We start from the raw sequence: 22,450 nt of genomic DNA on the forward strand, positions 1-22,450 counted from the left end.
TTTGCACTGCGCTGATTAAAGGCTTTGCAGCCTGGAAGAAATACGCGATGCGGCACGCACCGTCATATCGGTAAAAGATTGCGTACGATTGCTGATACGCGTGTTGGGCACCATCAGCGTTATCACCGCCGCCGCATGGCTGCCTTGCTGGAAGACGGGCGCGCTTATGCCCCACACACCGATATCCACTTCGCTGTCGGAGGTCGCATATCCTTGCGCCCGTATGGTTTTCAATGCTTTGCTCAACTCCGGCAGATCTTCCGCGGCGATCACCCCCTCCTGGCGCAATCGCCTGAGCGCCATCGCCTGGCCTTCATGGCTCATGAAGGCCAGCAAGGCCTTGGCCGACGCCCCGCGGCATAGCGGAAGGCCGCGGCCCTTGACGAAGGAGCAGCGCAGCGGCTGCTGGCTCTCGACCATATCGAGGCAAACCGCCTGGTTGTTGGCGGCCACCAGCAAGCCTATGGACTCGCCGCTGCTGCGCGACAGCAATTCCAGTTCGGCGTGCGCCTCTTGCACCAGGTACGACGACTGGTCGAACCCCCAGGCCAGCGGCAGGCACATGGGACCCGGCGCATAGCCGCTGCTGCCGTCCACCACGAAGCCCCAGCGCTTGAGCAGGGACAATTGCCGGTATAGCGTGCTTTTGGCCAGGCCGGTTTCCAGCGCGAGCTCGGCCATCGACACCGGGCGCTCCAGCCTGGCCAGGGTCGCCAGCACAAACAACACGCGCTCGGCGCCGCCTTTAGTGACTTGTTCTTGCATGATGCATGGAAGAATATAGAATTTTTCCCATAAACTGCAATATTGATTCCCATAAAATGAGAATCAAAGGGGAAACCCTTAGAATTTTTTTCGGAAAGCCGGGGTGGCGCTATCTATACTCAGCGCATATCGATACTCCGCAAAGGCCCCGCATGCTGCTTTCCCTTGATTTCCTGAATGACATGGCGCAACGGCATGGCGACGAAATCGCCCTCGAAGACGCAAGCACCCAGGTCAGCTATACCGAATTGGCGACGGCGGTGAATGCGTTGGCCGTGGCGCTGCAGGTGAAAGACCCCTCGCCGGGCTCGCGGGTGGGCCTGTGCGCCGCCAATTCCATGGAATATGTCGTCAGCCTGCTGGCCATACTGGCCGCCGGAAAAGTCCTGGTGCCCATGAATTGCCACGGCACTTCCGAACAGATGCACCAGATTCTCATGGAAGCGCATCCCAGCGCGATCATCGTCGACGAGCTGGGCAACGCGCTGATCAAGAGCGAGGACGAGCTGAAGATCCCATTCTCGCAATTCCCCGGGCTGGTGTATACCTATCGCGGCCGCAAGCCCGACCTTGCGTCAGCCGCAGCCGGGTCCGGCGAATAAAGCGGGCCGCGTCCGGCCAGGCGAAGGCGGACGCGGCCGACGCGCTGCATGCTCCTATAATCGCACGGTCGCACATCGCATTCATCTTCACTCACGGAACCGCACATGTCCCCCGCTACCCTCGATGATCTGGGCAAACTGATTCTGCGCCTGGCCATAGGCATACTGATACTGCTGCACGGCATCGCCAAAGTGCTCCATGGCGTCGGACCCATCGAAGCCATGATGGCGGCGCGCGGCCTGCCCGCCTTTCTTGCCTGGGCGGCGTACATCGGCGAGGTCGTTGCGCCGCTGCTGCTGATCCTGGGCCTGTACACGCGGCTCGGCGGCCTGCTGATCATGGTCAATATGCTGGTCGCCATCGCGCTCGCCCATAGCGGGCAGCTGCTGCAATTGGGCGGCAGCGGCGGCTGGCGGCTGGAGCTCCAGGGCCTGTTCCTGTTCGGCGGCCTGGCAGTCGCCATGCTGGGCGCCGGCCGCTACAGCATAGGCGGCAAAGGCGGCAGCTGGAACTGAATCCTCGATCCGGGCAAAGCCCGGCCCACACCCGACACAGGAGCACGCACGTGAACCCGCCCCGACGCAAACCACGCATAGGCCTCGTGCTGGGCAGCGGGTCGGCGCGCGGCTGGGCGCATATCGGCGTCATCCAGGCGCTGGAGCATGCCGGCATCCGTCCGGACATCGTGTGCGGCACCTCCATCGGGGCGCTGGTGGCCGCCGCGTATTCCGTGGGCGAACTGGAACGCTTCGAGAAATGGGTGCTCGGGCTGGGCATCAAGGACGTCATCTCCTTCATGGACTTGCGCCTGAACGGCGGCATGCTCAAAGGCGAACGGCTGATGGAATTCTTTCGCCGCAACTTCATAGACTACCCGGTGGAAGACTTGAAGATTCCATTCGGAGCGGTCGCCACCGCGCTGCACACGGGCAACGAAATATGGTTGCGCAGCGGCTCGACGGTCGACGTGGTGCGCGCCTCCATTGCCCTGCCCGGGCTGTTTTCACCGGTCTGGCATGACGGACAACTGCTGGTCGATGGCGGGCTGGTCAATCCTGTGCCGGTCTCGCTGGCGCGCGCCATGGGCGCCGAACTGGTGATAGCGGTCGATCTCAATTCCGACATCCTCGGCCGGCACCTGAACCGCAACGTCCAGCCGGGCGCCACCGGGGGAGCGACCGGATCGATGGGCAGGGAATGGATGCAGAAGCTGCAGCAGAACATCAGCGCCTTCCTGCCCGAGCAACTGCCCAGCGACCAACGGCTGCCCTCCATGCTGGACGTCGTGGCCGCGAGCCTGAACATCATGCAGGTGCGCCTCACGCGCAGCCGCATGGCTGGCGAGCCGCCGGACATCGTCATTTCACCCAGGCTGGCGCATCTGGGCCTGCTGGATTTCCACCGGGCCAAAGTCGCCATAGACGAAGGACGGCGGGCCGCGGAGGGCTGCATTCCCAGCCTCGTCGAACTGGGCTTGGCGCCGAGCCCCGGCGCCGGGGCGCCGCCCGGCCTCACTCCTCCATCAATGAATTCTTGATGAAATCGCTGGGCGTGATACCGAGGTTCTTCCGGAACATCGCGGTGAAGGCGCTTTGCGTCTGGTAGCCCAGGTCCAGGGCGATGCTCAATACCTGCCGCCCCTGCGCCAGCCACTCCAGCGCAGTCAGCAGCTTGGCCTGTTGCCGCCACTGGACGAATGACATGCCCAGTTCGCGTATGAACAGCCGATGCAGGGTGCGCTGGTCATAGCCCAGGTCCCTGGCCCACTCCTGCAGGGTCGTCATGTCATCCAGGTGCTCCTGGATATGGGTGCAGATCCTGGCCAGGCGGTGATCGCGCGGCGCCGGCAAATGCAAGGGCAGGGCCGAGCAGCCATTGACTTCTTCGAGCAGTAGATCCATCAGCAACAGGATGCGCCGGCATGGCTTGGGCCTGGCGGGCGCGGCCGCCACGGCGGTGATGACTTCCCGGAACAGCGGGGAAACCGAGAGCATGCGGCTTTCGACCGGCAAGCCGGGAAGGCTATCGGGGTCTATGAATACCGAGCGCAATTGCACCTTGCCCAGCATGCGCACCTTGTGCCTGACGTTGGGCGCCAGCCAGAGCGCGCGGCCGGGAGGCACGACCCAATGCCCGTCCGAACTCGCCACCACCATTACCCCGCTCAAGGCGAATTTCAGCTCGCCCATTTCGTGGCCGTGGCCGGTAAGCACCGTTGAATCGGCGAAGTCCCGGCTAATGCCGCCCACCCGCACACCGGCGCCTGCTGCAGCACCCGTATTGATTTGCGACGTCATAACGAATACTTATCCCCCGCACACCGATCTGTCGCGGCATTCCATAGTGATTCTAACGGGACGCGCATTTATATCCATGGAGGAAAACCCCCGCGCTTTGGCCCTTGATCAATACACGCCGCTGAACTGCTTCAATACGTCGGGGTTTTCAAGCGTGGAAACATCCTGGGTGACTTCCTGGCCTTCCGCGACGACGCGCAGCAAGCGGCGCAGGATCTTTCCCGACCTGGTCTTGGGCAAATTGTTTCCAAAACGGATATCCCGCGGCTTGGCTATCGGACCGACCTCGCTCGCCACCCAGTCGCGCAGTTCCCTGGCCAGGGCTTCGGCCTGTGGTCCTTCCGGCGTCCGGCCTTTCAATATGACAAAGGCCACGATGGCTTCGCCCGTCGTCGCATCGGGCCGGCCCACCACGGCCGCCTCGGCCACCAGTTCATGCGCCACGAGCGCGGATTCGATTTCGGTTCCGCCAAGGCGATGCCCCGAGATGCTGAGCACGTCGTCGGTGCGCCCCATGATCCAGTAATAGCCGTCGCTGTCGCGCTGCGCATTGTCGCCGGCCATGTAGTAGCCTTTGAGCTCGGGCGGGAAGTAGCTGTCCTTGAACCGCTTCGAATCGCCCCAGACGTTGCGTATCATGGCCGGCCAGGGCCTCTTGATGACCAGATAGCCGCCGCGCCCATTGGGGATGTCTTCGCCCGCTTCATTGACGATGCCCGCCGATATGCCGGGCAGCGCAAAGGTGCATGAACCCGGTTTGAGCGGCGTGGCGCCGGGCAGCGGCGCGAGAATATGCCCGCCGGTTTCCGTCTGCCACCAGGTGTCGACTATCGGGCAGCGGCCATTGCCGACGTTGTTGTAGTACCAGATCCAGGCCTCGGGATTGATGGGCTCGCCCACCGAACCCAGCAGGCGCAGGCTGGACAGGTCGTAGCGCCGGGGGTGCGTATCCGGGCTGGCCTGGGCCGCCTTGATGAGCGACCGGATGGCGGTGGGCGCCGTGTAGAAAACGCTGACTTTATGGCGCTGGATCATTTCCCAGAAACGCCCTGCATCGGGATAGGTAGGCACGCCTTCGAACACCACCTGGGTCATGCCCGCGGCCAATGTGCCGTAGGCGATATAGGTATGGCCGGTGACCCAGCCCACATCCGCCGTGCACCAGAATACGTCGCCCGGACGCGCATCGAACACCCATTGCGAGGTCAGCGACGCCCACAGCAGATACCCCGCCGAGGAGTGCTGCACCCCTTTGGGCTTGCCGGTGGAGCCCGAGGTGTACAGGATGAACAGCGGATGCTCGGATTCGACCGCAACGGGTTCGCAGATATCGGATTGCGCCGCCTCCAGTTCATGCAGCCATACATCGCGGCCATCGTCCCACGCCACGTCCGCGCCGCTGCGCTTGTACACGATGACCTTCCTGACGATTTCGCCGCCTTCGCCGGCTAGGGCCTCGTCGACCGCGGGCTTCAATGCAATAGGACGTCCGCCGCGCAACTGCGCGTCGGCGGTGAAGACCAGGGTCGCGCCCACGTCGACAATGCGCTGATGCAGGCTCCTGGATGAAAATCCGCCGAACACCACCGAATGCGTGACGCCAAGGCGGGCGCAGGCCTGCATGGTGGCAATGGCCTCGATGGACATCGGCAGGTAGATAATGGCCCGATCGCCCTTGCCATACCCCAGTGACTTCATGCCGTTGGCGATGCGGCATACCCGGGCGTGCAAGCGGCGGTAAGAGATGCTTTCGACCGTCCCGTCGTCGGCCTCGAAGATAATGGCGGTCTTGTCGGCATTGCCATTTTCAAGATGGACGTCCAGGCAGTTTTCGGAGACATTCAGTTCGCCGTCTTCGAACCAGGTATAGAACGGCGCCCGGGATTCGTCCAGTATCCTGGTGAATGGCTTGCGCCACCGGAGATGCTCGCTGGCCAGGCGGCCCCAGAACCCTTCAGGATCGCGTTCGGCTTCGTCGCATAACGCTTTATAGCTTGCCATGCCCGGCACCGCGGCGCCCTCGACGGCGGCGCGAGATGGAGGAAACACCCGGTCTTCGACAAGAATGGAATCAATAGTAGACGACATCACATACACTCCGGCAATGACTAAGGCATGAATCAGGCGGCTGCGCCCAGATAGCGATTCATGATCTCGGGCTTTTGCTGCAGCTCCGCGGTGCTTCCTCCGAACACGACGTGGCCGGTATTCAAAAGATAACAACGGCTGGCCATGGCCAGCGCGGCCGCGACGTTCTGCTCGACCACCACTATGGTCCGGCCCTGGCGCGCAAGATCCTGGCATACCTTCATCAAGTCGCGCACGATAAGCGGCGCCAGGCCTTCGAACGGCTCGTCCAGCAATATCAGGCGCGCGTCGCGGATCATGGCGCGGGCAATGGCGACCATCTGCTGCTCGCCCCCGGACAGCTCGCGGCCCTTGTTGTTGCGCCGTTCGTCCAGGCGCGGAAACGTCCGGTAGATCTCGGCGTAGCTCAGCGGCTTCCTGGCGGTCATGGCGGCAAGCTGCAGGTTTTCATGGACCGTAATGCCGCCTATTACGCGCCGCTCCTCCGGCACCAGTTGCAGGCCCAGGCGGGCTATCTGGTGCGCCGGCAAATGCTGCGTCGGCGTCCCGTTGAAAGCTATCGCGCCCGACTTGGGCGACAGCGCGCCGGCTATGGTTTTCAAGAGCGTGGACTTGCCCGCGCCATTGCGGCCCAGCAGCGCCACCACCTCGTTTTCCCGCACATTGAGCGATACATCGAACAAAATGTGCGAATCGCCATAAAAGGTATTGATGCGATCGACCTCGAGCAGACTCATGATGCGTCCACGCCTCCCAGATAAGCTTCCTGAACCGCCTTGCTGTTGCGGATTTCCTCTGGCGTGCCTTCCGCCAGGAAATTGCCGTCATACAGGACAGTGATCTTGTCGGCCAGTTCGAACATGGCGTCCATATCGTGCTCGACGATCAGCAGCGTCCGGCCGCGCCGTATGCTCTTGAGCAAGGCGACGGTCTGCACGCGCTCCTCGGGGCTCATGCCCGCCAGGGGTTCGTCCAGCAGAAGCACATTGGCGCCGGTCGCCAGCGCCAGGCCGATCTCGACCCGGCGCTTCTCGCCATAGGACAATTCGTGCACCAGCGTATCGGCTTTGTGGGCGAGTTCGACCAGTTCCAGCGCCGCCTCGACCTGCTGGCCGTAGCCGCTGACGCCATTCAGGCTGGCCAGGGCATCGAACCTGAAGGAACCGCGCTGCCGGCCCAGCACCGACATCAGGATGTTCTGGCGCACGGTCAGCGCGTCGAACAGTTCATTGACCTGATAGCTTTTGCTCATGCCCAGCTGGCATACCTGGGTCACGCCTATGCCGGTGATATTGCTGCCGCGCAGGAAGACTTCGCCGGATGTCGGCTCGATTTCGCCCGCCAGCATCTTGAAGAAGGTCGACTTGCCGGCGCCGTTGGGGCCGATGAGGCCGCGCAGCTCGCCCTCTTCGATGGATATCGACACGCCCTTTACCGCCTTGAGGCCGCCATAATGCTTGGCGATATTATTGGCTTGCAGCACGGGCGCGCCATCCGGCGCGGGCCTGGCCTGGCGCATCAGCAGTTGCCCGCCATGGCGCTGGCCGGACGCCGGACCGCCATTGCCGGCGCCGATGGCGCGGGTCAGGCGGCGCGTCATGCGCTTGTCGCGCCAGGCTATGAACTCGCCGCAGATCCCGCGCCGGAACACCGTCACCAGAATCACGAAGATGACCCCGAGTATCAGCCTCCAGTAGGCTCCCACGGCATCGACGAACTGCAGCACTTCATACAGGTACAGCCAGATCAAGGCGCCAAGCAAGGGGCCGAACAGCGTGCCGGAGCCGCCCATCACCGTCTGTATGACCAGTTCGGCTGAAGTGTGCAGGTTGAACGCGTCCGGCGGCATATAGCCCTGGAACAGGCCCAGCAGGCCGCCGGCGACGCCGCCGTACGCCGCCGCGACGACAAACACCGCCAGCTTGTAGCGCTGGATTCTATGGCCCACCGCCATGGCGCGCGTCGGATTGCCGCGTATGGCGGTGAGCACGACGCCGAAAGGCGACAGCGCAATGCGCCGCGCAATGATGAAGCCGATGAAGAACATGCCGGCGAGAAAGGTATACATGGGCCAGCCCGGCTGGATCAACACGCTGTAGAAGCCGAAGTCCAGGACCGGCTCGGGAATGCCGGGTATGCCGTTTTCTCCCCCGGTCCATTCGCGCAAGGGCCCGAACTCGAGGAAGTAGATCATTTCGGCAAATGCCAAAGTGCTCATGGCGAAGTAGATGCCGCTACGGCGCAAGGTAAGGTAGCCGATCAGCAGCCCCAGCACCGAGGCGACCAGCATGGCGGCCAGCAGCGCCAGCAGCATATTGGGTATCAGGCCGGTGGTCAGAAGATAGGCCGTGACGAAGCTGCCGGTTCCATAGAACGCCGCCTGCCCGAAGGACAGCAGGCCGGCGTAGCCGAACAGGAGGTCGAAGCCCAGCCCGAAAAGGCCCCAGATCAGGACCCGCCCCAGCAGGTCCGGCCCGGCGCCGACCAGAGGCGCCAGGAACGGCGCCACGGCCAGCACCATAGCGGTAAAGAACTCCACGCTGTAGCGGCGCCGCAGGCCGCCTCCAGGGCGGCCGCCCGCCGCATGCCCCGCGGCTTTGGATGCCTTTGCGCCGGCATCGATGGCCACGGATTGATTTGGCTGATTCATCATGCCCTGCCCTCCACACCCAAGAGACCCTGAGGCCGCAAAATAAGAACCAGAGCCATCGCCGCAAACAGCATGACATCGGAATAGACCGGATTGACGAGCGAAGTCAGGCTCAATATCTGGCCGGCGATAAGCCCGCCAAGGATGGCGCCCGGGAACGACCCGACACCGCCCAGCACCACCACCACGAAGGACTGGATCAGGATTCTGAAGCCCATGTCCGGCACGATGGATACGATGGGCGCGTAGATCATGCCGGCGAAGCCGGCCGCCGCGGCGCCCACGCCGAACACCACCAGGAAGGCCCGCTGGATGTTGATGCCCAGCAAGCGGACCATCAGCGCATCCTCGATGCCGGACCGGATGATCAGGCCCAGGCGCGTGCGGTACAGCACCATCCAGCAAAGGCCCAGCGCCCCGGCGGCAATGGCCAGAATCTGGATGCGGTACAAGGGGTAGACGACAAAGCCCATGTCGACCACGCCCTCGCCCCACGAGGGAACGGGTACGCGCTGGCCGATCCCGCCGTAGATGGCGCGGATCACTTCGACCAGCACAATGCTGATGCCGAAGGTGACCAGTATCTGGTCTTCCACCGGGCGGTGGTAGAAGCGCTTGATCAGGCCCCGCTCCATGACCAGCCCGACCAGCATCGCGGCCAGGGCGCCGCCGGCGATGCTCAGCACGAAGGAGCCCGTGAAAGTGAATACGGAAAAGCCGGCATAGGCGCCCACCACGAACAGCGCGCCATGCGCGAAGTTGATGACACCGAGCGTGCCGTAGATAATAGTCAGGCCGGCCGCAATGAGGGAGAGCAGCACCCCCAGCGCGAGGCCATTGAACACTTGTGACATGAATAGGCCCAGGCTAGGCATACGAATCCCCCTCTTCTTCTTTAAGGCAAGCGAACCTGGTGTTCCCGCTACGCGGCGGGCGCCATCTTGCAGCCGGCGTATCCCACGGGCGGCAGCGTCGCCACGCCGTCGGCTACCGCGACCAGGTCCACCAGGTCGTCCTTGTTCTTGATATCGGCGGGCTTCTTGCCGCGCACGACCGCGAAGTTCGCCGCGCCGTCGTGGTCTTCGGCGCGAAAATAGACGTCCCCGCCCATGGTGTGCGGCCGCTTGTGGTTGACGCTGTCTTCCAGCGCCTTGACGACTTCGGCCGGATAGAAAGTGCCCGCGCGTTCGATGGCGTCGGCCCACAGCAGCATGCTCATGTAGGCGTTATGCTCGGGATCGCGCGGCTTGCCGCCGAACTTGGCCTCGTATGCCTCCACGAAATCCCTGGCGATTTCATTCGTGCCGGCCACCGTCCACCAGAAGTCCATGGTGCCGAACACGCCCTGCATGATCTCGGGGCCGACTTCTTCCAGCATATAGGCCGGCATATAGGGCACGCACATCTTCATGTTCTTCAGCACGCCGAACTGGTGCGCCTGCTTGGCGGAATTGACCGCATCGGCGCCGTAGTCGAGATTGATCAGGATATCGGCGCCGCTGTTGGCGATGTTGAGCAGATAGGCGCTGTAGTCGGTGGCGCCCAGCGGGTGGATCTGCGGCGCGTCGATGGTGGTCCAGCCCTGCGCCTGGGTGAATTCGCGCATGTGGTCGTGAATCGAATGGCCGTAGTTGTAGTCGGGCACCAGGTATATGGCCTTCATCTTCTTGCCGTAGGCCTCGGCCATGGGCGGAGCGATCGCCTTGGCGGCGGTGTAGGCATGGTGGCACAGGCGGAAACCGTAGCGCCGGCAGTCCTTGCCCGTGGTGTCGCTGGAGCCGCTGATAATGGGGAAGTACAGCGTCTTGGCGCGTTCGCAGGTATTTTGCAGGGCGATGGCGACGGAGCTGCTGACGCTGCCGGCTATCATCATGGCCTTGTCCTGGCGAATGAAGCGGGTGGCCGCCTGCACGGCGCTATTGGGCTTGGTTTCGGCATCGCCGACGGCCAGCACCAGTTTCTTGCCGAGTATGCCTTTTTTTGTCAGAGGCGAAACTTTCCTGATTCTCGCATCGCCATTATTGATGAGTTCCGCGGCCAGCTCGAAGCCGCGGCGCTGGCCGGCGCCTTCGGCGGAATAAGGCCCGGTCAGGTCCAGAGTGAGCCCCGCGACCACGGTATCGCCGGCGACGCCTTCGGGGTAGTTGCCCAGTTTTGGATAGTCCTTTTGCTGGGCAAATGCGGCGGAGCTGTACGCGCCCGGCACGAGCAGTCCGCCGGCGGCCGCCGCCCCGGTTTTGAGAAAACCGCGGCGATGGGTGGAAGCTGTAGCTGTTTCGGTGCTGTGGCTGTTTGTCTCTTTCACTGTCACTCTCCTTTGAGTATTTCTGTGATCCGCGGATCTGTCTGCCGACCTACACCGGCAGGCTGCGCCCTTCCCCCCGAGGGGGAAAGCAATGCATTTTGATCTCAGGATTCGCCCTGCAGCGACTTGGGCGCGCGCATGGGCGGTGTTGTCTCACTTCTTTTTTTCAGTCTATCGTCAGCGTTGTTACGAGTTGTTGTGCCGAACGATTGAAGGGAGGTTATCAAAACCGGCCGGTCCCTACTCATCCGAAATGGACATTAAGTGTCTCGAATCAGACTATGAAATCAAACAAAGGGTAAACGTGAAGGCGTGCCGGTTCCTGGTGGTTCGTGGTTTCTTTTGACGTGTGCCGGTTTCTGGTACCTCATGGTTTCTTTTGACGTGTGCCGGTTTCTGGTACCTCATGGTTTCTTTTGACGTGTGCCGGTTTCTGGTACCTCATGGTTTCTTTTGACGTGTGCCGGTTTCTGGTACCTCATGGTTTCTTTTGACGTGTGCCGGGTCCTGGGGGCCTTGTTCTGCGACGCGTTGCCGGTCCAGCGCCTGCGCGCTGGACACCGCGCCGCCTTGCTCGTCCGCCCCGTACGGGGCTCCCTTCGCCTACGGCTGGCTCGGCCCCGGACGCCGCGCCACAAGGCCCCCAGGACCCGACACACTGCGTATTGTTAATTGTTGCGTCGCTGGGGCGGGCGGGGTGCTTGGCATTCTTTTGTTGTGGCGGCGGCCGGCCGAAGACTTTGCGGGGCCGCCAAAAAGTCGATCCCCGCCGGATCGCCTTTTTGGCATTCGGGTTGATAAGTTGACAGGCTGCTGGTTTTTATACCGACAGTTTCAGCGTGGGCAAAATACACGGGCGTGCCCGTTACATGCGCTGATCCGAGATCGACCGGCGTAGGCTTCTTGGACCCAAACGCCCGCCCAATAAAACTCAATTATCCAGGCGCCGTGGGCGGGTGTGGGTTGGGCGAAATTTTGAGCAAGCCGCGCAGGCGGCCTGTTTCCGGGAGGCAAGCCCGCGCTTGTTTGAGCGGGTCGCTTACAGGCAGCCGGGGGCTGCCCGTTCCGCGAGTTCGCGGGCGCCCGGAAACAGGTTGACTGCGCGGGCAGTCACGGGCGTAGCCCGGGACCGCAGCGATATTGAGCCCAACCCACACCCGCCCGCGGCGACGGGTTAAGAAACCCACAACGCCGGGTTTAGAATCGGACCTTGCCGTAACACACCGAGAACCTGGCCCATTCTTTGGGCTGAATCACGACTCACGGAAAAAAATCAGCGCCCGTCCAATAAACCCAATGCCCAGGCGCCGTGGGCGGGTGTGGATTGGGCGAAAGTTTGAGCAAGCCGCGCAGTCGCGGGCGAAGCCCGGGACCGCAGCGATATTGAGCCCAACCCATACCCGCCCACGGTGACGGGTTTAGAAACCCACGGCGCCGGGTTTAGAACGCGGCGAGGGTTTGGGTATTTTCATCATTGAGGTTTCCCCAGGCAGCCCACGTCACGCGACTGCTCGACATGGCGCACGCCCTTGATCCGGCTGAGAACCGGAATGCCGGCCCCGTCTATCGTGCCGGAAATAACACCAACCGTTGTCATTTCCCGCTGAACCACCATGCCCGCCGCCTTGCAGCTCGCCACGATTTCGGCAAAGCGCGGCAGGAAGGTTTCATCGACAAGAATGGACACTAATATCTGGGCCATGGTTCGCCTCTGCGATCAGGGCGCCTGAATCAGCCCGGCTCCCACATCGCGCGAGGGCAGCGCCAGGCGGCGCGTATTCTGGAGAATCAGATTGAGTAGAACACGCCCGCGCGCAGCCGGATCGGCCTGGGCGTGCAACGCGGCGATGCCGGATACGAAAGGCGTCGCCATGCTCGTGCCGCTTATCGTGTTGTACATCTGCGGCGCAGGCCAGGACGATGTTACAGCAACCCCCGGGGCCGCCACATCCACCTGGCCGCCGTCCTCCACCAGCCCGCCGCTTGAAAAAGGCGCGATCTGCAGATCCTGGTCGACCGCGGCGACCGCCAGGATGGACGGGCAATTGGCCGGGTGGGAAACCGGAGCGATGAATTCCGGGCGGCGGCTGTCATTGCCCGCCGCGGCGATGATGACAGTGCCCGCCGCCAGCGCGCGCCTGGCGACCTCTTCAAAAATCCTCGAATAACCTTGCCCGTCCTGCAGGGCGCTGCCCAGCGACATCGACACAATCTGGCACTGGTTTTCGACAGCCCAGTTGATGCCGTCGAGCACGCCGCCGTCCGCCCCGCCGCCTTCGTCGCCCAGCACCTTGCCTATGTACAGCTCCGCCTCGCCGGCCACGCCGTATCGCGGCGGCCGGCCCGGCGCCGCGGGGCCGCCGGCAATGCCGGCGCAATGCGTGCCATGCCCATTGCCATCCTGCACCGCCTGGCCTTCCACGAAAGAACGGGATACGATGCCGCGCCCGGCAAAGTCGGGATGCTCCAGGTCCAGGCCCGTATCCAGCACGGCCAGCCGTATGCCTTTCCCCGTATACGAAGAAACCGCCGAACGGGTGGCCTGTATGCCCCAGGTCGACGAGGTTTCATCGGTCGCCGCCGCCTGGCCGGCCGCGCCGGCCTTGCCGTCCCGGGCCAGGGCGCGCTCGACAAGGTCGTTCACCGCGTCGCGGTAGCCGGCCAGGTATGTCGCCAGCGAGGCATCCCCGGGCGCCACGGGAGCCGGAATGCCGACATCGCGCTTCCCGGCAATCGCGTATACCCGCCTTTCCGGCTCGACGGCCAGAATCGACTCATTGCCGCCCACGGCGGCCATATGCAGCAATTGCTGCTTGTCGCCGCTGCACCGGACGAGGGCCACGCCTATGCGTTCGAAGACAATGGCGCATTCGGCCGGGAGCTTGCCGCGCAGCGCCGCATCCGCGGAACCCGCCGCCGCGCCGACGATCTCGACGCCGGCCATTTCACTGAGTGTCTTGACGGCTTCCGCGGCCTTGTCCTGGCATAGCAATACCAGGTAACGACCTGTAGCGCCTTGATCCGGGCCGGCGGGCTCCGGCGGGACAGGGCCGCCGCTGCCCGCGGCGGAATCGGCGCCGGGGGCGGAAGGCCGGGGCTTTTCATCTGGCTTGGGCACGCGCGCTCTCCTGGAAAATGCCGGGGACGGCGCGCAAGCCGCGGGCCGGGCCGGCCGGAATTCCCAGCATGCGAGCGCGGGCGCCGCGCGTCAAGCCCGAATTACTACATTTGGTGTCCCCGCCCCGGCGTCAACCGAAGCGGCCCGTGATGTAGTCCTCGGTTTCCTTGCGGCCGGGCTTCACGAATATCTGGTCGGTTTCGCCGTATTCCATGAGTTCGCCCAGGTACATGTACGCCGTGTAGTCCGAACAGCGCGCCGCCTGCTGCATATTGTGCGTCACGATGACCACGGTGTAGTCGGACTTGATCTCGGCGATCAGCTCTTCGATCTTGGCGGTGGAAATAGGATCCAGGGCCGAGCAGGGCTCGTCCAGCAGCAATACTTCCGGCTTGATGGCCACCCCGCGCGCGATGCACAGGCGCTGCTGCTGGCCGCCCGACAGGCTGTTGCCGCTTTGGCTGAGCTTGTCCTTGACCTCGGTCCACAAGGCAGCCTTGGACAAGGCCCACTCGACGCGCTCGTCCATTTCGCCCTTGCTCAGCTTTTCGAACAAGCGCACGCCGAAAGCGATGTTGTCGTAGATGCTCATGGGAAAAGGGGTGGGTTTCTGGAAAACCATGCCTATCTTGGCGCGTATCAATGAAATATCCGTCTTGGACGACAGCAGGTTTTCGCCGTCCAGATTGATCTCGCCCTCCGCGCGCTGGCCGGGGTAGAGCTCGAACATGCGGTTGAACGTGCGCAGCAGCGTCGATTTGCCGCAGCCGGAAGGGCCGATGAACGCGGTGACCTTGTTTTCCTTGATGGACAGATTCACGTCTTTTATGGCCTGGTACTTGCCATAAAAGAAATTCAGGTTCTTGACTTCCAGCTTGGTGCGTTCGGTATGGTGAGTAGAGATCGGCATAATGGTTCCCGGCGGGCAGGCAAGGCCGCCCGCCACATTTTATTTACGGAAAAGGCTGCGGGCGGCAATATTGATGCCCAGCACCAGCAAGGTGATCAGCACGGCGCCCGCCCACGCCAGGCGGTTCCAGTCCTCATAGGGGCTGGCCGCGTACTGGAAAATGACCACGGGTAGGTTGGCGATGGGCGCGTTCATGTTCAGCGACATGAACTGGTTATTGAGCGCGGTGAACAGCAGCGGCGCGGTTTCGCCCGAAATGCGGGCGATGGCCAGCAGGATGCCGGTGATGATGCCCGAACGGGCGGCCCGGTAGCAGATGTTCATCACTATGCGCCATTGCGGGCAGCCCAGCGCGGCGGCGGCCTCGCGCAGGCTGTTGGGCACCAGCAGCAGCATGTTGTCGGTGGACCGGACCACCACCGGGATCACCAGTATCGACAAGGCGAGCGCGCCGGCCCAGCCGGAATAATGGCCCACTTGCGCCACATAGGTGGCATAAATGAACAGGCCGATGATGATGGAAGGCGCGGAAAGCAGCACATCGTTCAGGAAGCGGGTGGCCGGCGCCAGCCAGCCGCGCTGGCCGTATTCGGCCAGGTAGGTCCCCGCCAGCACGCCGATGGGAGTGCCGATCAGGGTGCCGACGGCCGCCATCATGACGCTGCCCATGATCGCGTTGAGCAGCCCGCCGTCGGCGCCGGGGGGCGGCGTGCTTTCGGTCAGCAGGGTCAGCGACAGCGCCGAGCCGCCTTTGATGAACAGGGTCAGGATGATCCAGCACAGCCAGAACAGGCCAAACACCACGGTGGCTCCGGACAAGCCCAGCAGGACGCGGTTAAAACGCTGCCGCTTCTTGTAGACCGGATTGGACAAATTGACGATGGAATCGGAAGTAAACATGGCTTATCGCTCGGGTTAGTGCGAAGTCCCTTCGCCTTTTGACAGGCGAAGAAGCAGGAGTTTGGAGAAAGCCAGCACTACGGTGGTAATCAGGAAAAGTATAAGGCCGAGTTCCAGGAGCGCCGCTTTCTGCATTCCGCCCGCTTCGTTGAATTCGTTGGCCAAGGCCGAGGCGATGGAATTCGAGGGCGAAAAAATCGACGAGGGCAGGTTGAAGGCGTTGCCGATCACGAAGGTCACGGCCATGGTCTCGCCCAGCGCGCGGCCCAGCCCCAGCATGATGCCGCCGATCACGCCGCTTTTCGTGTAGGGCAGGACGATTTTCCAGACCACCTCCCAGGTGGTGCCGCCCAGGCCATAGGCGGACTCTTTGAGCAGGGGCGGCACGAGCTCGAAGACGTCCCGCATTACCGCCGTGATGAAGGGAATCACCATGATGGAAAGTATCAGGCCGGCGGTGAACACGCCTATGCCGAACGGGGGGCCGGCAAAAGCCTCGCCCAAAAGGGGAACACCCTCGAAAAAATCGATGATATGCGGCTGCACGTACTCCTGGAACAAGGGCACGAACACAAACAGGCCCCACATGCCATAGATGATGGACGGGATGGCGGCCAGCATTTCAATGGCGGTTCCCAGGGGCCGGCGCAGCCAGAGCGGCGACAGTTCGGTCAGGAACATGGCGATGCCGAACGATACCGGCACGGCGATCACCAGCGCGATGGCGGATGTCAGCAAGGTGCCCGCAATGGGCACCATGGCGCCGTATACGTTCTGGACCGGGTCCCAATTGTTGGTCCACAGGAAAGCGATGCCATGGGCGGCAATGGATTCCCGGCTGCCATAAAGCAGCGACACCATAATGGCCGCCAGCAATATGAAAACAAGAAACGCGAAGGTGCGCGTCAGGTTTTTGAACAGCATGTCCATGAGCGCGCTCTGGTTATTTTTCATGTCGGATTTTTTTGCGTTCCATCATTTTTACACAACACAAAGACGGTGCCATCTGCACAGCACCGTCTTTGCCAGGCTCATCGGGCTAGTAGAAACCCGATTTTACCCATTACTTCCAGATTGCAGCGCCGTCGGCCGCCTTGATTTCCGTCTTCCAGCCATTGGCGATCTCGCCGGTCACGCTGTCGGGCATGGGCACGTAGTCGAGTTCTTCGGCCAGCTTGCCGCCCTTTTTGAAGGCCCAGTCAAAGAAAGCCAGTGTTTCCTTGGCGTTTTCGGGCTTGTCCTGTTTCTTGTGGACCAGGATGAAGCTGGCCGAGGTCACGGGCCAGGATTCGGCGCCGGGCTCTTCGGTCAGCACCACGCCCATGCCGGGAACGCTTTTCCAGTCGGCATTGGCCGCGGCCGCGGCAAACGCCGCTTGCGTCGGCTGGACGAACTTGCCGTCCTTGTTCTTGAGCTGCGTCCAGGCCAGATTGTTTTGCTTGGCATAAGCGTATTCGACATAGCCTATGGAGTTCTTCAACTGGCGCACGTAGGCGGCCACGCCTTCATTGCCCTTGCCGCCCTGCCCCGCGGGCCACTTCACGGCCTTGCCTTCGCCGACCTGCTCTTTCCAGGCCGGTGACACTTTGGACAGATAGTTGGTCCAGCCGAATGTCGTGCCCGAGCCGTCGGAACGGTGCACGACGATGATGGCCGCGGCGGGCAGCTTCACATCGGGATTCATGGCCTTGATCGCCGCATCGTCCCATTTGGTGATTTTGCCCAGGAAGATGTCGGCGATCACCGGGCCCGACAGCTTCAGTTCGCCCGGTTTGATGCCTGCGACATTGATGACCGGGACCGTGCCGCCGATAATGGCCGGAAACTGGAACAGGCCGTTCTTGTCCAGGGCGTCGGCCGCCATGGGATCATCGGACGCGCCGAAATCAACCGTTTTGGCAATGATCTGCTGCTGCCCGCCGCCCGAGCCGATGGACTGGTAATTGATGCGGTTGCCGGTTTCCTGCTGGTATTGGGCCGCCCATTTGGCGTAAATAGGATAAGGGAAGGAAGCCCCCGCACCGGTGATATCGGCGGCATGCGCCGCCAGAGAGGCCGCGGCGAAAGCCACGCCGACCGAAACTTGCAATAAAGCGCGTGTAAACATAGAGGAATCCTCTTTACCTGATACGAGTTAAGACAGGCTGGGCCTGCACAAACGCTATATTAAGCAAGCAATATGACATGTTCGTGACAGGGCGCAAACTGTTTACGAACCGAGTTGCCGCATGAGGTGGTGGTGCAGGTTGAAGGGCTTGCCGCGGCCCCTGACTTTCACGTAGGTGCCGTCGGGCAGCGCCCGCCATGCCAGCTGGTTGTCGCGCAAGGCGTAGGTGAACGCTTCATTGATGACGCGCTTTTTGAGCGCCGGGTCCAGAACCGGAAAGCTGATCTCGACGCGCCGGAAAAAATTGCGGTCCATCCAGTCGGCGGACGACAAATACACGTTTTCGGCGCCGTCATTGTAAAAATAGAAAACCCGGGAATGCTCCAGAAACTGCCCGATGATGGAGCGCAGCCGTATATTTTCCGACAGGCCCGCGACGCCGGCGCGCAATGCGCAGGCGCCGCGCACGATGAGATCTATCCTGACGCCCGCCTGGCTGGCCTTGTACAAGGCTTCGATGATGATGGGTTCGAGCAGGGAATTCATCTTGGCCATGATGCGGGCCTTTTTCCCCGCCTTGGCGTTGATCGCCTCGTTGCGGATCAGCGCGACCATGGTTTCATGCAGGGTGAAGGGCGATTGCAGCAACAGCTTCAATGGCCGGCGCGCGCCCAGCCCGGTCAATAGGGAAAACACTTTGTCCATGTCCACGCACAGCTTCTGGTCGGCGGTGAGCAGGCCGAAGTCCGTATAGAGCCGGGCGGTGCGCGGGTGGTAATTGCCGGTGCCCAGGTGGCCGTAGCGGCGGATGTGCCCGTTTTCGCGGCGCAGCACCAAAGCCATTTTGGCATGCGTCTTGTGCCCCACCACCCCATAGCTGACATGCGCGCCGACTTCTTCGAGCTTGGCGGCCCAGTTGATGTTGGTCTGCTCGTCGAAGCGCGCCATCAGTTCGACGACTACCGTGACCTCCTTGCCGGCCTTGGCCGCGGCCACCAGCAGGCGCATGAGCTCCGAGTCCTCGCCGGTGCGATAGATGGTCTGCTTGATGGCGACCACCGCCGGATCGAGCGCCGCCGCGGTCAGGAAATTGAGCACCGGCTGGAAGGACTGGTAGGGATGGTGCAGCAGGCGGTCACGCTCGGCTATCGCTCCGAAAAGCTCGACGGGATTGTCCAGCGCCATATCGAAGGGCGGGGGTATCTTGGGCCGGTATTCGGGAAACAGGAGCTCGGGGCGCTCGACCACATTGCACAGCTGCATCAGGCGCGACAAGTTCACCGGGCCGCTGACACGGTAGGTATCCCGCGGCTCGAGCAGGAATTCCTTTTGCAGGAACACGGCGAGCGCGGCGGGCATGGCGTGATCGATCTCCAGCCGCACGGCGGCGCCGAAATTGCGCTGCGACAGCTCGCCCTGCAAGGCCTGGCGCAGATTGGTGATTTCTTCCTCGTCGACGAACAGGTCGCTGTTGCGGGTAACCCGCCACTGATAGCAGCCTTTGATGTCCAGGCCGGGAAAAAGCTCGCCCACGAATGCGCTGATCAGGGCCGTCAGCAGCATATAGCCGTGGGGCAGGCCCGACACTTCAGTGGGCACCTTCATGACGCGCGGCAAGGCCCGCGGCGCCTGCACAATGGCGATCGACGCGCTGCGGCCGAAGGCGTCCTGGCCATGCAGGGACACGATGAAGTTCAGGCTCTTGTTGTACACCCGGGGAAAGGGATGCGCCGGGTCCAGCCCTATGGGCGTGAGCATGGGCATGACTTCGCGCTCGAAAGTGGCATGGGCCCACGCGCGCAGTTCCTCGCTCCAGCACGGCGGGTCCAGCAGCGCTATGCCTTCGTCGCGCAGCCTGGGCAGCACATCATGGGTCAGCAGGCTGTTCTGCCTGTCGACCAGCCCATGCGTGGCGATCTGCACCCGGTCGAAGGCCTCGCCCGGCGTATAGCCGTCGGTCCCTGTCTGGCCGGGGTTCTGGCGTTGCTGTTCCTTCAGGCTGGAAATGCGGATTTCGAAAAATTCGTCCAGGTTGGAGCTGACTATGCAAAGATAGCGCAGCCGTTCCAGCAAAGGCGTGTCGCGGTGCTCCGCCATGGCCAATACCCGCTCGTTGAATTTGAGCAGGGACAATTCCCGGTTCAGCAAGACAGGTTCAGACGACGAAGGAAGCATAAAGTGGGTCCGTGCGGGAATATGACGCGATCTTTTACTACATTTTTTTTACGGTTATGTGACAGTCGGCGAGATAGGCCATTATGTAGCCAATACTAGCAAATATGCCGGTTTTTTTGCCGGACCCGGCAGCCGGGTCCGGCGCGGTCCTTATAATCGCGGAGTATTCACCGAAGAACACCTGCATAATGGACTACCTACTAGCCGCCGTCGACCTTGGCTCGAACAGTTTCCGGCTTTCCATCGGACGAGTCGTGCAACAGGACGGCATTGCCCAGATCTACGCCATCGACCGCCTGAAAGAATCGGTAAGGCTGGCCGCCGGGCTGGGCGACGACAAAATCATCTGCGAAGCGGCGATCCAGCGCGCCATCACGGTGCTCAAGCGCTTCGGCGAACGGCTCGATGGCTTCCACCCCAACCGGGTGCGCGCCGTGGCCACCAACACCTTCCGCATCGCCCGCAACGCGGCCGAGATCCTGCCGCGCGCCGAAGAGGCGCTGGGGTTTCCGATCGAAGTTATCGCCGGGCAGGAAGAGGCGCGGCTGATTTTCTCGGGCATCACCAACGAGCTTCCGCCCTCGGCCAATCGCAGGCTCATGATAGACATCGGCGGCGGCTCCACCGAGGTCATCATCGGCAAAGGCTTCCAGCCCTTGCATCTGTCGTCCCTGTACATGGGCTGCGTCAGCTATACGCGCCAGTTTTTCCCCGACGGGCGCATCACCGAATCGCGCATGCAGCAGGCGCAGCTTGCGGCAAGGCGGGAACTCGAAGGCATTTCCAGGCAATACCGCAAGACGGGCTGGCAGGAAGCCTATGGGTCGTCAGGCACGGCCAAAGGCCTGCTGGCCATCCTGACCGAAGGCGGCATGTCCCGGAAAGGCATCACGCTGGACGGCATGGAGCAGCTCAAGGCCAAGCTCATCAAGGACGGCAGAGTCATCATGAGCGAATTGCCGGGCCTCAAGCATGACCGCTCCCTGGTGCTGGCGGGCGGCCTGGCCATCATGATGGCGGCCTTCCAGGAACTGAAAATCAAGCTCATGCTGCCGGGCGAAGGCGCCTTGCGGGTCGGCGTACTGTACGATTTGCTGGGCCGCGATTCGCAGCACGACAAGCGCGACGAAACCGTGCGCCAGTTCATGAAGCGCTACCATGTCGATACACGCCAGTCCGACCGCGTCAAGCGCGCGGCGCTGGAGTTCTTCGCGCAGCTGGACCTGCAGGATGGCCCTGAAAAACAGGAACTGGCGCGCACCCTGGGCTGGGCGGCCAATCTGCATGAAATAGGCATCAGCATCGCGCACGCGGACTATCACAAGCACAGCGCCTATATCCTCGAGCATGCCGACATGCCGGGATTCTCCAATGACGACCAGGCGGTGCTCGCCCTGTTCGCCCTGGGGCATCAAGGCAAGATAGGCAAGCTCCAGGTGCTGGAACCCACCCGCGCCAAATGGCTGACCCTGTTCTGCCTGCGGCTCGCCGTCCTGCTGTCGCGCCGCCGCGACGATCCGGAATCGCTGCCGATCACGATCAAGGCCAATGGCAAGAGCATACGCGTGAGCGCCGACCGCTCATGGCTGGCGGCGCATCCCCTGACCGAATATTCCCTGCAGGCCGAGAAGCGCGAATGGCACAAAGCCGGATTCGAATTCGAGCTGGCCGAGATCTAAGCCCGCCCGTGCCGGCTAGACCATGCCGAAGTGCCTGCGGTAGCGCGCGTCCATGCGCTCCACATCCAGCAACACCGGGAAGTCGGCGGTATTGAAATCGGGGTCCCACGCCGGTTCGCCGCATATTTGGGCGCCGGCCTTCAGGTAGCCCTTGATCAGCGCCGGCACGCGGGCCGGCAACACGCTATCGAGGCGCTCGACAGGATAGCGATGGTGCGGAACCAGGCGCGGCAGGTCGGGGTGGGCGGCCATCGTATCGCGCGCCCTGCGCCAGACCTCGGCCGCGGCCGCGCCATCGTCGCGCAGGCTGACGCTGGCGCAGCCCAGCACATAGCGCAGGTCCAACTGCCGCACCACGCTGGCGATGCCAGACCAGAGCAGCATGATCACCGCGCCATTGCGGTAATCGGCATGCGTGCACGAGCGGCCGATTTCGACGATTTCCCGGCGCAGGTCGCCCAGGCCGGCGAGATCGAATTCGGATTCCGAGTAATAGCCGCCGGCGCTTTTCGCATTGGCCGGCGACAGCAGCCGGTAGGTTCCCACCACGCGGCCGGTATCGATTTCCTGGACCATGAGATGTTCGCACCAGGCATCGTAGCGGTCGCTGTCCAGGCCGTCGGCCGTGTCGGGAAACACCGCGTTCATTTCCTCGGTGAAGACCTGGTAGCGCAGGCGCTGTATGGCCTCCAGCTCCTCGTTGCTGCGGGCCAGCCCCAAGGCCAGGCCGCCCGCGGTGGGCTGCGGCCATCCGGCGCTTCTGCCAGTTTCCGGTTGAGTGCGTGCAAGCTCGTGCATTTCTGTGACCCCCGTAAAGATGGCACGATTATGCGTACCAAATATTGCAGGTTTT

General features: G+C 62.6%; 19 protein-coding genes. 4 read left to right on the forward strand and 15 right to left on the reverse strand.

What is annotated here, in order from left to right; all coding sequences use genetic code 11:
- Positions 1-15 precede the first annotated feature (15 nt).
- Positions 16-765 carry an IclR family transcriptional regulator gene (locus BUB23_RS17320; RefSeq protein ID WP_073105296.1) on the reverse strand — a complete coding sequence of 250 codons (750 nt, stop codon included), beginning with the start codon at positions 763-765 and terminating at the stop codon, positions 16-18.
- Between the two features lie 152 nt (positions 766-917).
- Between BUB23_RS17320 and BUB23_RS17325 the strand changes: the two genes are divergently transcribed.
- The 3 genes from BUB23_RS17325 to rssA all read left to right on the forward strand — a co-directional run bounded on the left by BUB23_RS17325 (position 918) and on the right by rssA (position 2,905).
- Positions 918-1,367 (forward strand): AMP-binding protein, encoded by a 450-nt coding sequence (locus BUB23_RS17325; protein WP_073105299.1) that lies wholly within the window; start codon positions 918-920, stop codon positions 1,365-1,367.
- 105 nt (positions 1,368-1,472) lie between these two features.
- Complete coding sequence (locus BUB23_RS17330; RefSeq protein WP_073105302.1) at positions 1,473-1,883, forward strand: DoxX family protein; 411 nt, start codon at positions 1,473-1,475, stop codon at positions 1,881-1,883.
- Positions 1,884-1,933: 50 nt separating this feature from the next.
- Positions 1,934-2,905 (forward strand): patatin-like phospholipase RssA, encoded by a 972-nt coding sequence (rssA, locus tag BUB23_RS17335; RefSeq protein WP_073105304.1) that lies wholly within the window; start codon positions 1,934-1,936, stop codon positions 2,903-2,905.
- Here rssA and BUB23_RS17340 read toward each other — a convergent pair.
- The 13 genes from BUB23_RS17340 to ppk1 form a co-directional block, all read right to left on the reverse strand.
- Positions 2,880-3,665, reverse strand: coding sequence for an AraC family transcriptional regulator (locus BUB23_RS17340; RefSeq protein ID WP_073105307.1), 786 nt, complete (start codon positions 3,663-3,665; stop codon positions 2,880-2,882). The two genes, rssA and BUB23_RS17340, sit on opposite strands and share 26 nt — an antisense overlap.
- A 108-nt stretch (positions 3,666-3,773) precedes the next feature.
- Positions 3,774-5,753 carry an acetate--CoA ligase gene (gene acs, locus BUB23_RS17345; protein WP_073105310.1) on the reverse strand — a complete coding sequence of 660 codons (1,980 nt, stop codon included), beginning with the start codon at positions 5,751-5,753 and terminating at the stop codon, positions 3,774-3,776.
- A gap of 32 nt (positions 5,754-5,785) precedes the next feature.
- Positions 5,786-6,490, reverse strand: coding sequence for an ABC transporter ATP-binding protein (locus BUB23_RS17350; protein ID WP_073105313.1), 705 nt, complete (start codon positions 6,488-6,490; stop codon positions 5,786-5,788).
- Positions 6,487-8,406 carry a branched-chain amino acid ABC transporter ATP-binding protein/permease gene (locus tag BUB23_RS17355; protein WP_245801313.1) on the reverse strand — a complete coding sequence of 640 codons (1,920 nt, stop codon included), beginning with the start codon at positions 8,404-8,406 and terminating at the stop codon, positions 6,487-6,489. The genes BUB23_RS17350 and BUB23_RS17355 overlap by 4 nt, the downstream gene beginning before the upstream one ends.
- Positions 8,403-9,278, reverse strand: coding sequence for a branched-chain amino acid ABC transporter permease (locus BUB23_RS17360; protein ID WP_073105315.1), 876 nt, complete (start codon positions 9,276-9,278; stop codon positions 8,403-8,405). The genes BUB23_RS17355 and BUB23_RS17360 overlap by 4 nt, the downstream gene beginning before the upstream one ends.
- Before the next feature lie 47 nt (positions 9,279-9,325).
- Complete coding sequence (locus tag BUB23_RS17365) at positions 9,326-10,708, reverse strand: substrate-binding protein (protein ID WP_073105318.1); 1,383 nt, start codon at positions 10,706-10,708, stop codon at positions 9,326-9,328.
- Positions 10,709-12,179: 1,471 nt separating this feature from the next.
- Complete coding sequence (locus BUB23_RS17370) at positions 12,180-12,410, reverse strand: hypothetical protein (protein ID WP_073105320.1); 231 nt, start codon at positions 12,408-12,410, stop codon at positions 12,180-12,182.
- 15 nt (positions 12,411-12,425) lie between these two features.
- A complete protein-coding gene (locus tag BUB23_RS17375) occupies positions 12,426-13,826 on the reverse strand; it encodes a S8 family serine peptidase (protein ID WP_218599061.1) in 1,401 nt (466 codons plus the stop codon).
- A 130-nt stretch (positions 13,827-13,956) separates the two neighbouring features.
- Positions 13,957-14,736: a phosphate ABC transporter ATP-binding protein PstB gene (pstB, locus tag BUB23_RS17380; protein ID WP_073105323.1), complete on the reverse strand. Its 780-nt coding sequence runs from the start codon at positions 14,734-14,736 to the stop codon at positions 13,957-13,959.
- 39 nt (positions 14,737-14,775) lie between these two features.
- Positions 14,776-15,636, reverse strand: a complete 861-nt coding sequence (gene pstA / locus BUB23_RS17385; RefSeq protein WP_073105325.1) for a phosphate ABC transporter permease PstA — start codon at positions 15,634-15,636, stop codon at positions 14,776-14,778.
- 15 nt (positions 15,637-15,651) lie between these two features.
- A complete protein-coding gene (pstC, locus tag BUB23_RS17390; RefSeq protein ID WP_073105328.1) occupies positions 15,652-16,590 on the reverse strand; it encodes a phosphate ABC transporter permease subunit PstC in 939 nt (312 codons plus the stop codon).
- Between the two features lie 109 nt (positions 16,591-16,699).
- Positions 16,700-17,743 (reverse strand): phosphate ABC transporter substrate-binding protein PstS, encoded by a 1,044-nt coding sequence (gene pstS / locus BUB23_RS17395; RefSeq protein ID WP_073105331.1) that lies wholly within the window; start codon positions 17,741-17,743, stop codon positions 16,700-16,702.
- A gap of 102 nt (positions 17,744-17,845) precedes the next feature.
- Positions 17,846-19,918 carry a polyphosphate kinase 1 gene (gene ppk1 / locus BUB23_RS17400; RefSeq protein WP_073105333.1) on the reverse strand — a complete coding sequence of 691 codons (2,073 nt, stop codon included), beginning with the start codon at positions 19,916-19,918 and terminating at the stop codon, positions 17,846-17,848.
- Positions 19,919-20,106: 188 nt separating this feature from the next.
- Here ppk1 and BUB23_RS17405 point away from each other — a divergent pair, with 188 nt between their 5' ends.
- Positions 20,107-21,597 (forward strand): Ppx/GppA phosphatase family protein, encoded by a 1,491-nt coding sequence (locus BUB23_RS17405; RefSeq protein WP_073105336.1) that lies wholly within the window; start codon positions 20,107-20,109, stop codon positions 21,595-21,597.
- Positions 21,598-21,612: 15 nt separating this feature from the next.
- Here BUB23_RS17405 and BUB23_RS17410 read toward each other — a convergent pair whose 3' ends face one another.
- Positions 21,613-22,395 carry a GNAT family N-acetyltransferase gene (locus BUB23_RS17410; protein WP_073105338.1) on the reverse strand — a complete coding sequence of 261 codons (783 nt, stop codon included), beginning with the start codon at positions 22,393-22,395 and terminating at the stop codon, positions 21,613-21,615.
- Between the last annotated feature and the right edge of the window lie 55 nt (positions 22,396-22,450).

The sequence above is a fragment of the Pollutimonas bauzanensis genome (assembly GCF_900129885.1).
Classification (GTDB): Bacteria; Pseudomonadota; Gammaproteobacteria; order Burkholderiales; family Burkholderiaceae_B; genus Pollutimonas; species Pollutimonas bauzanensis.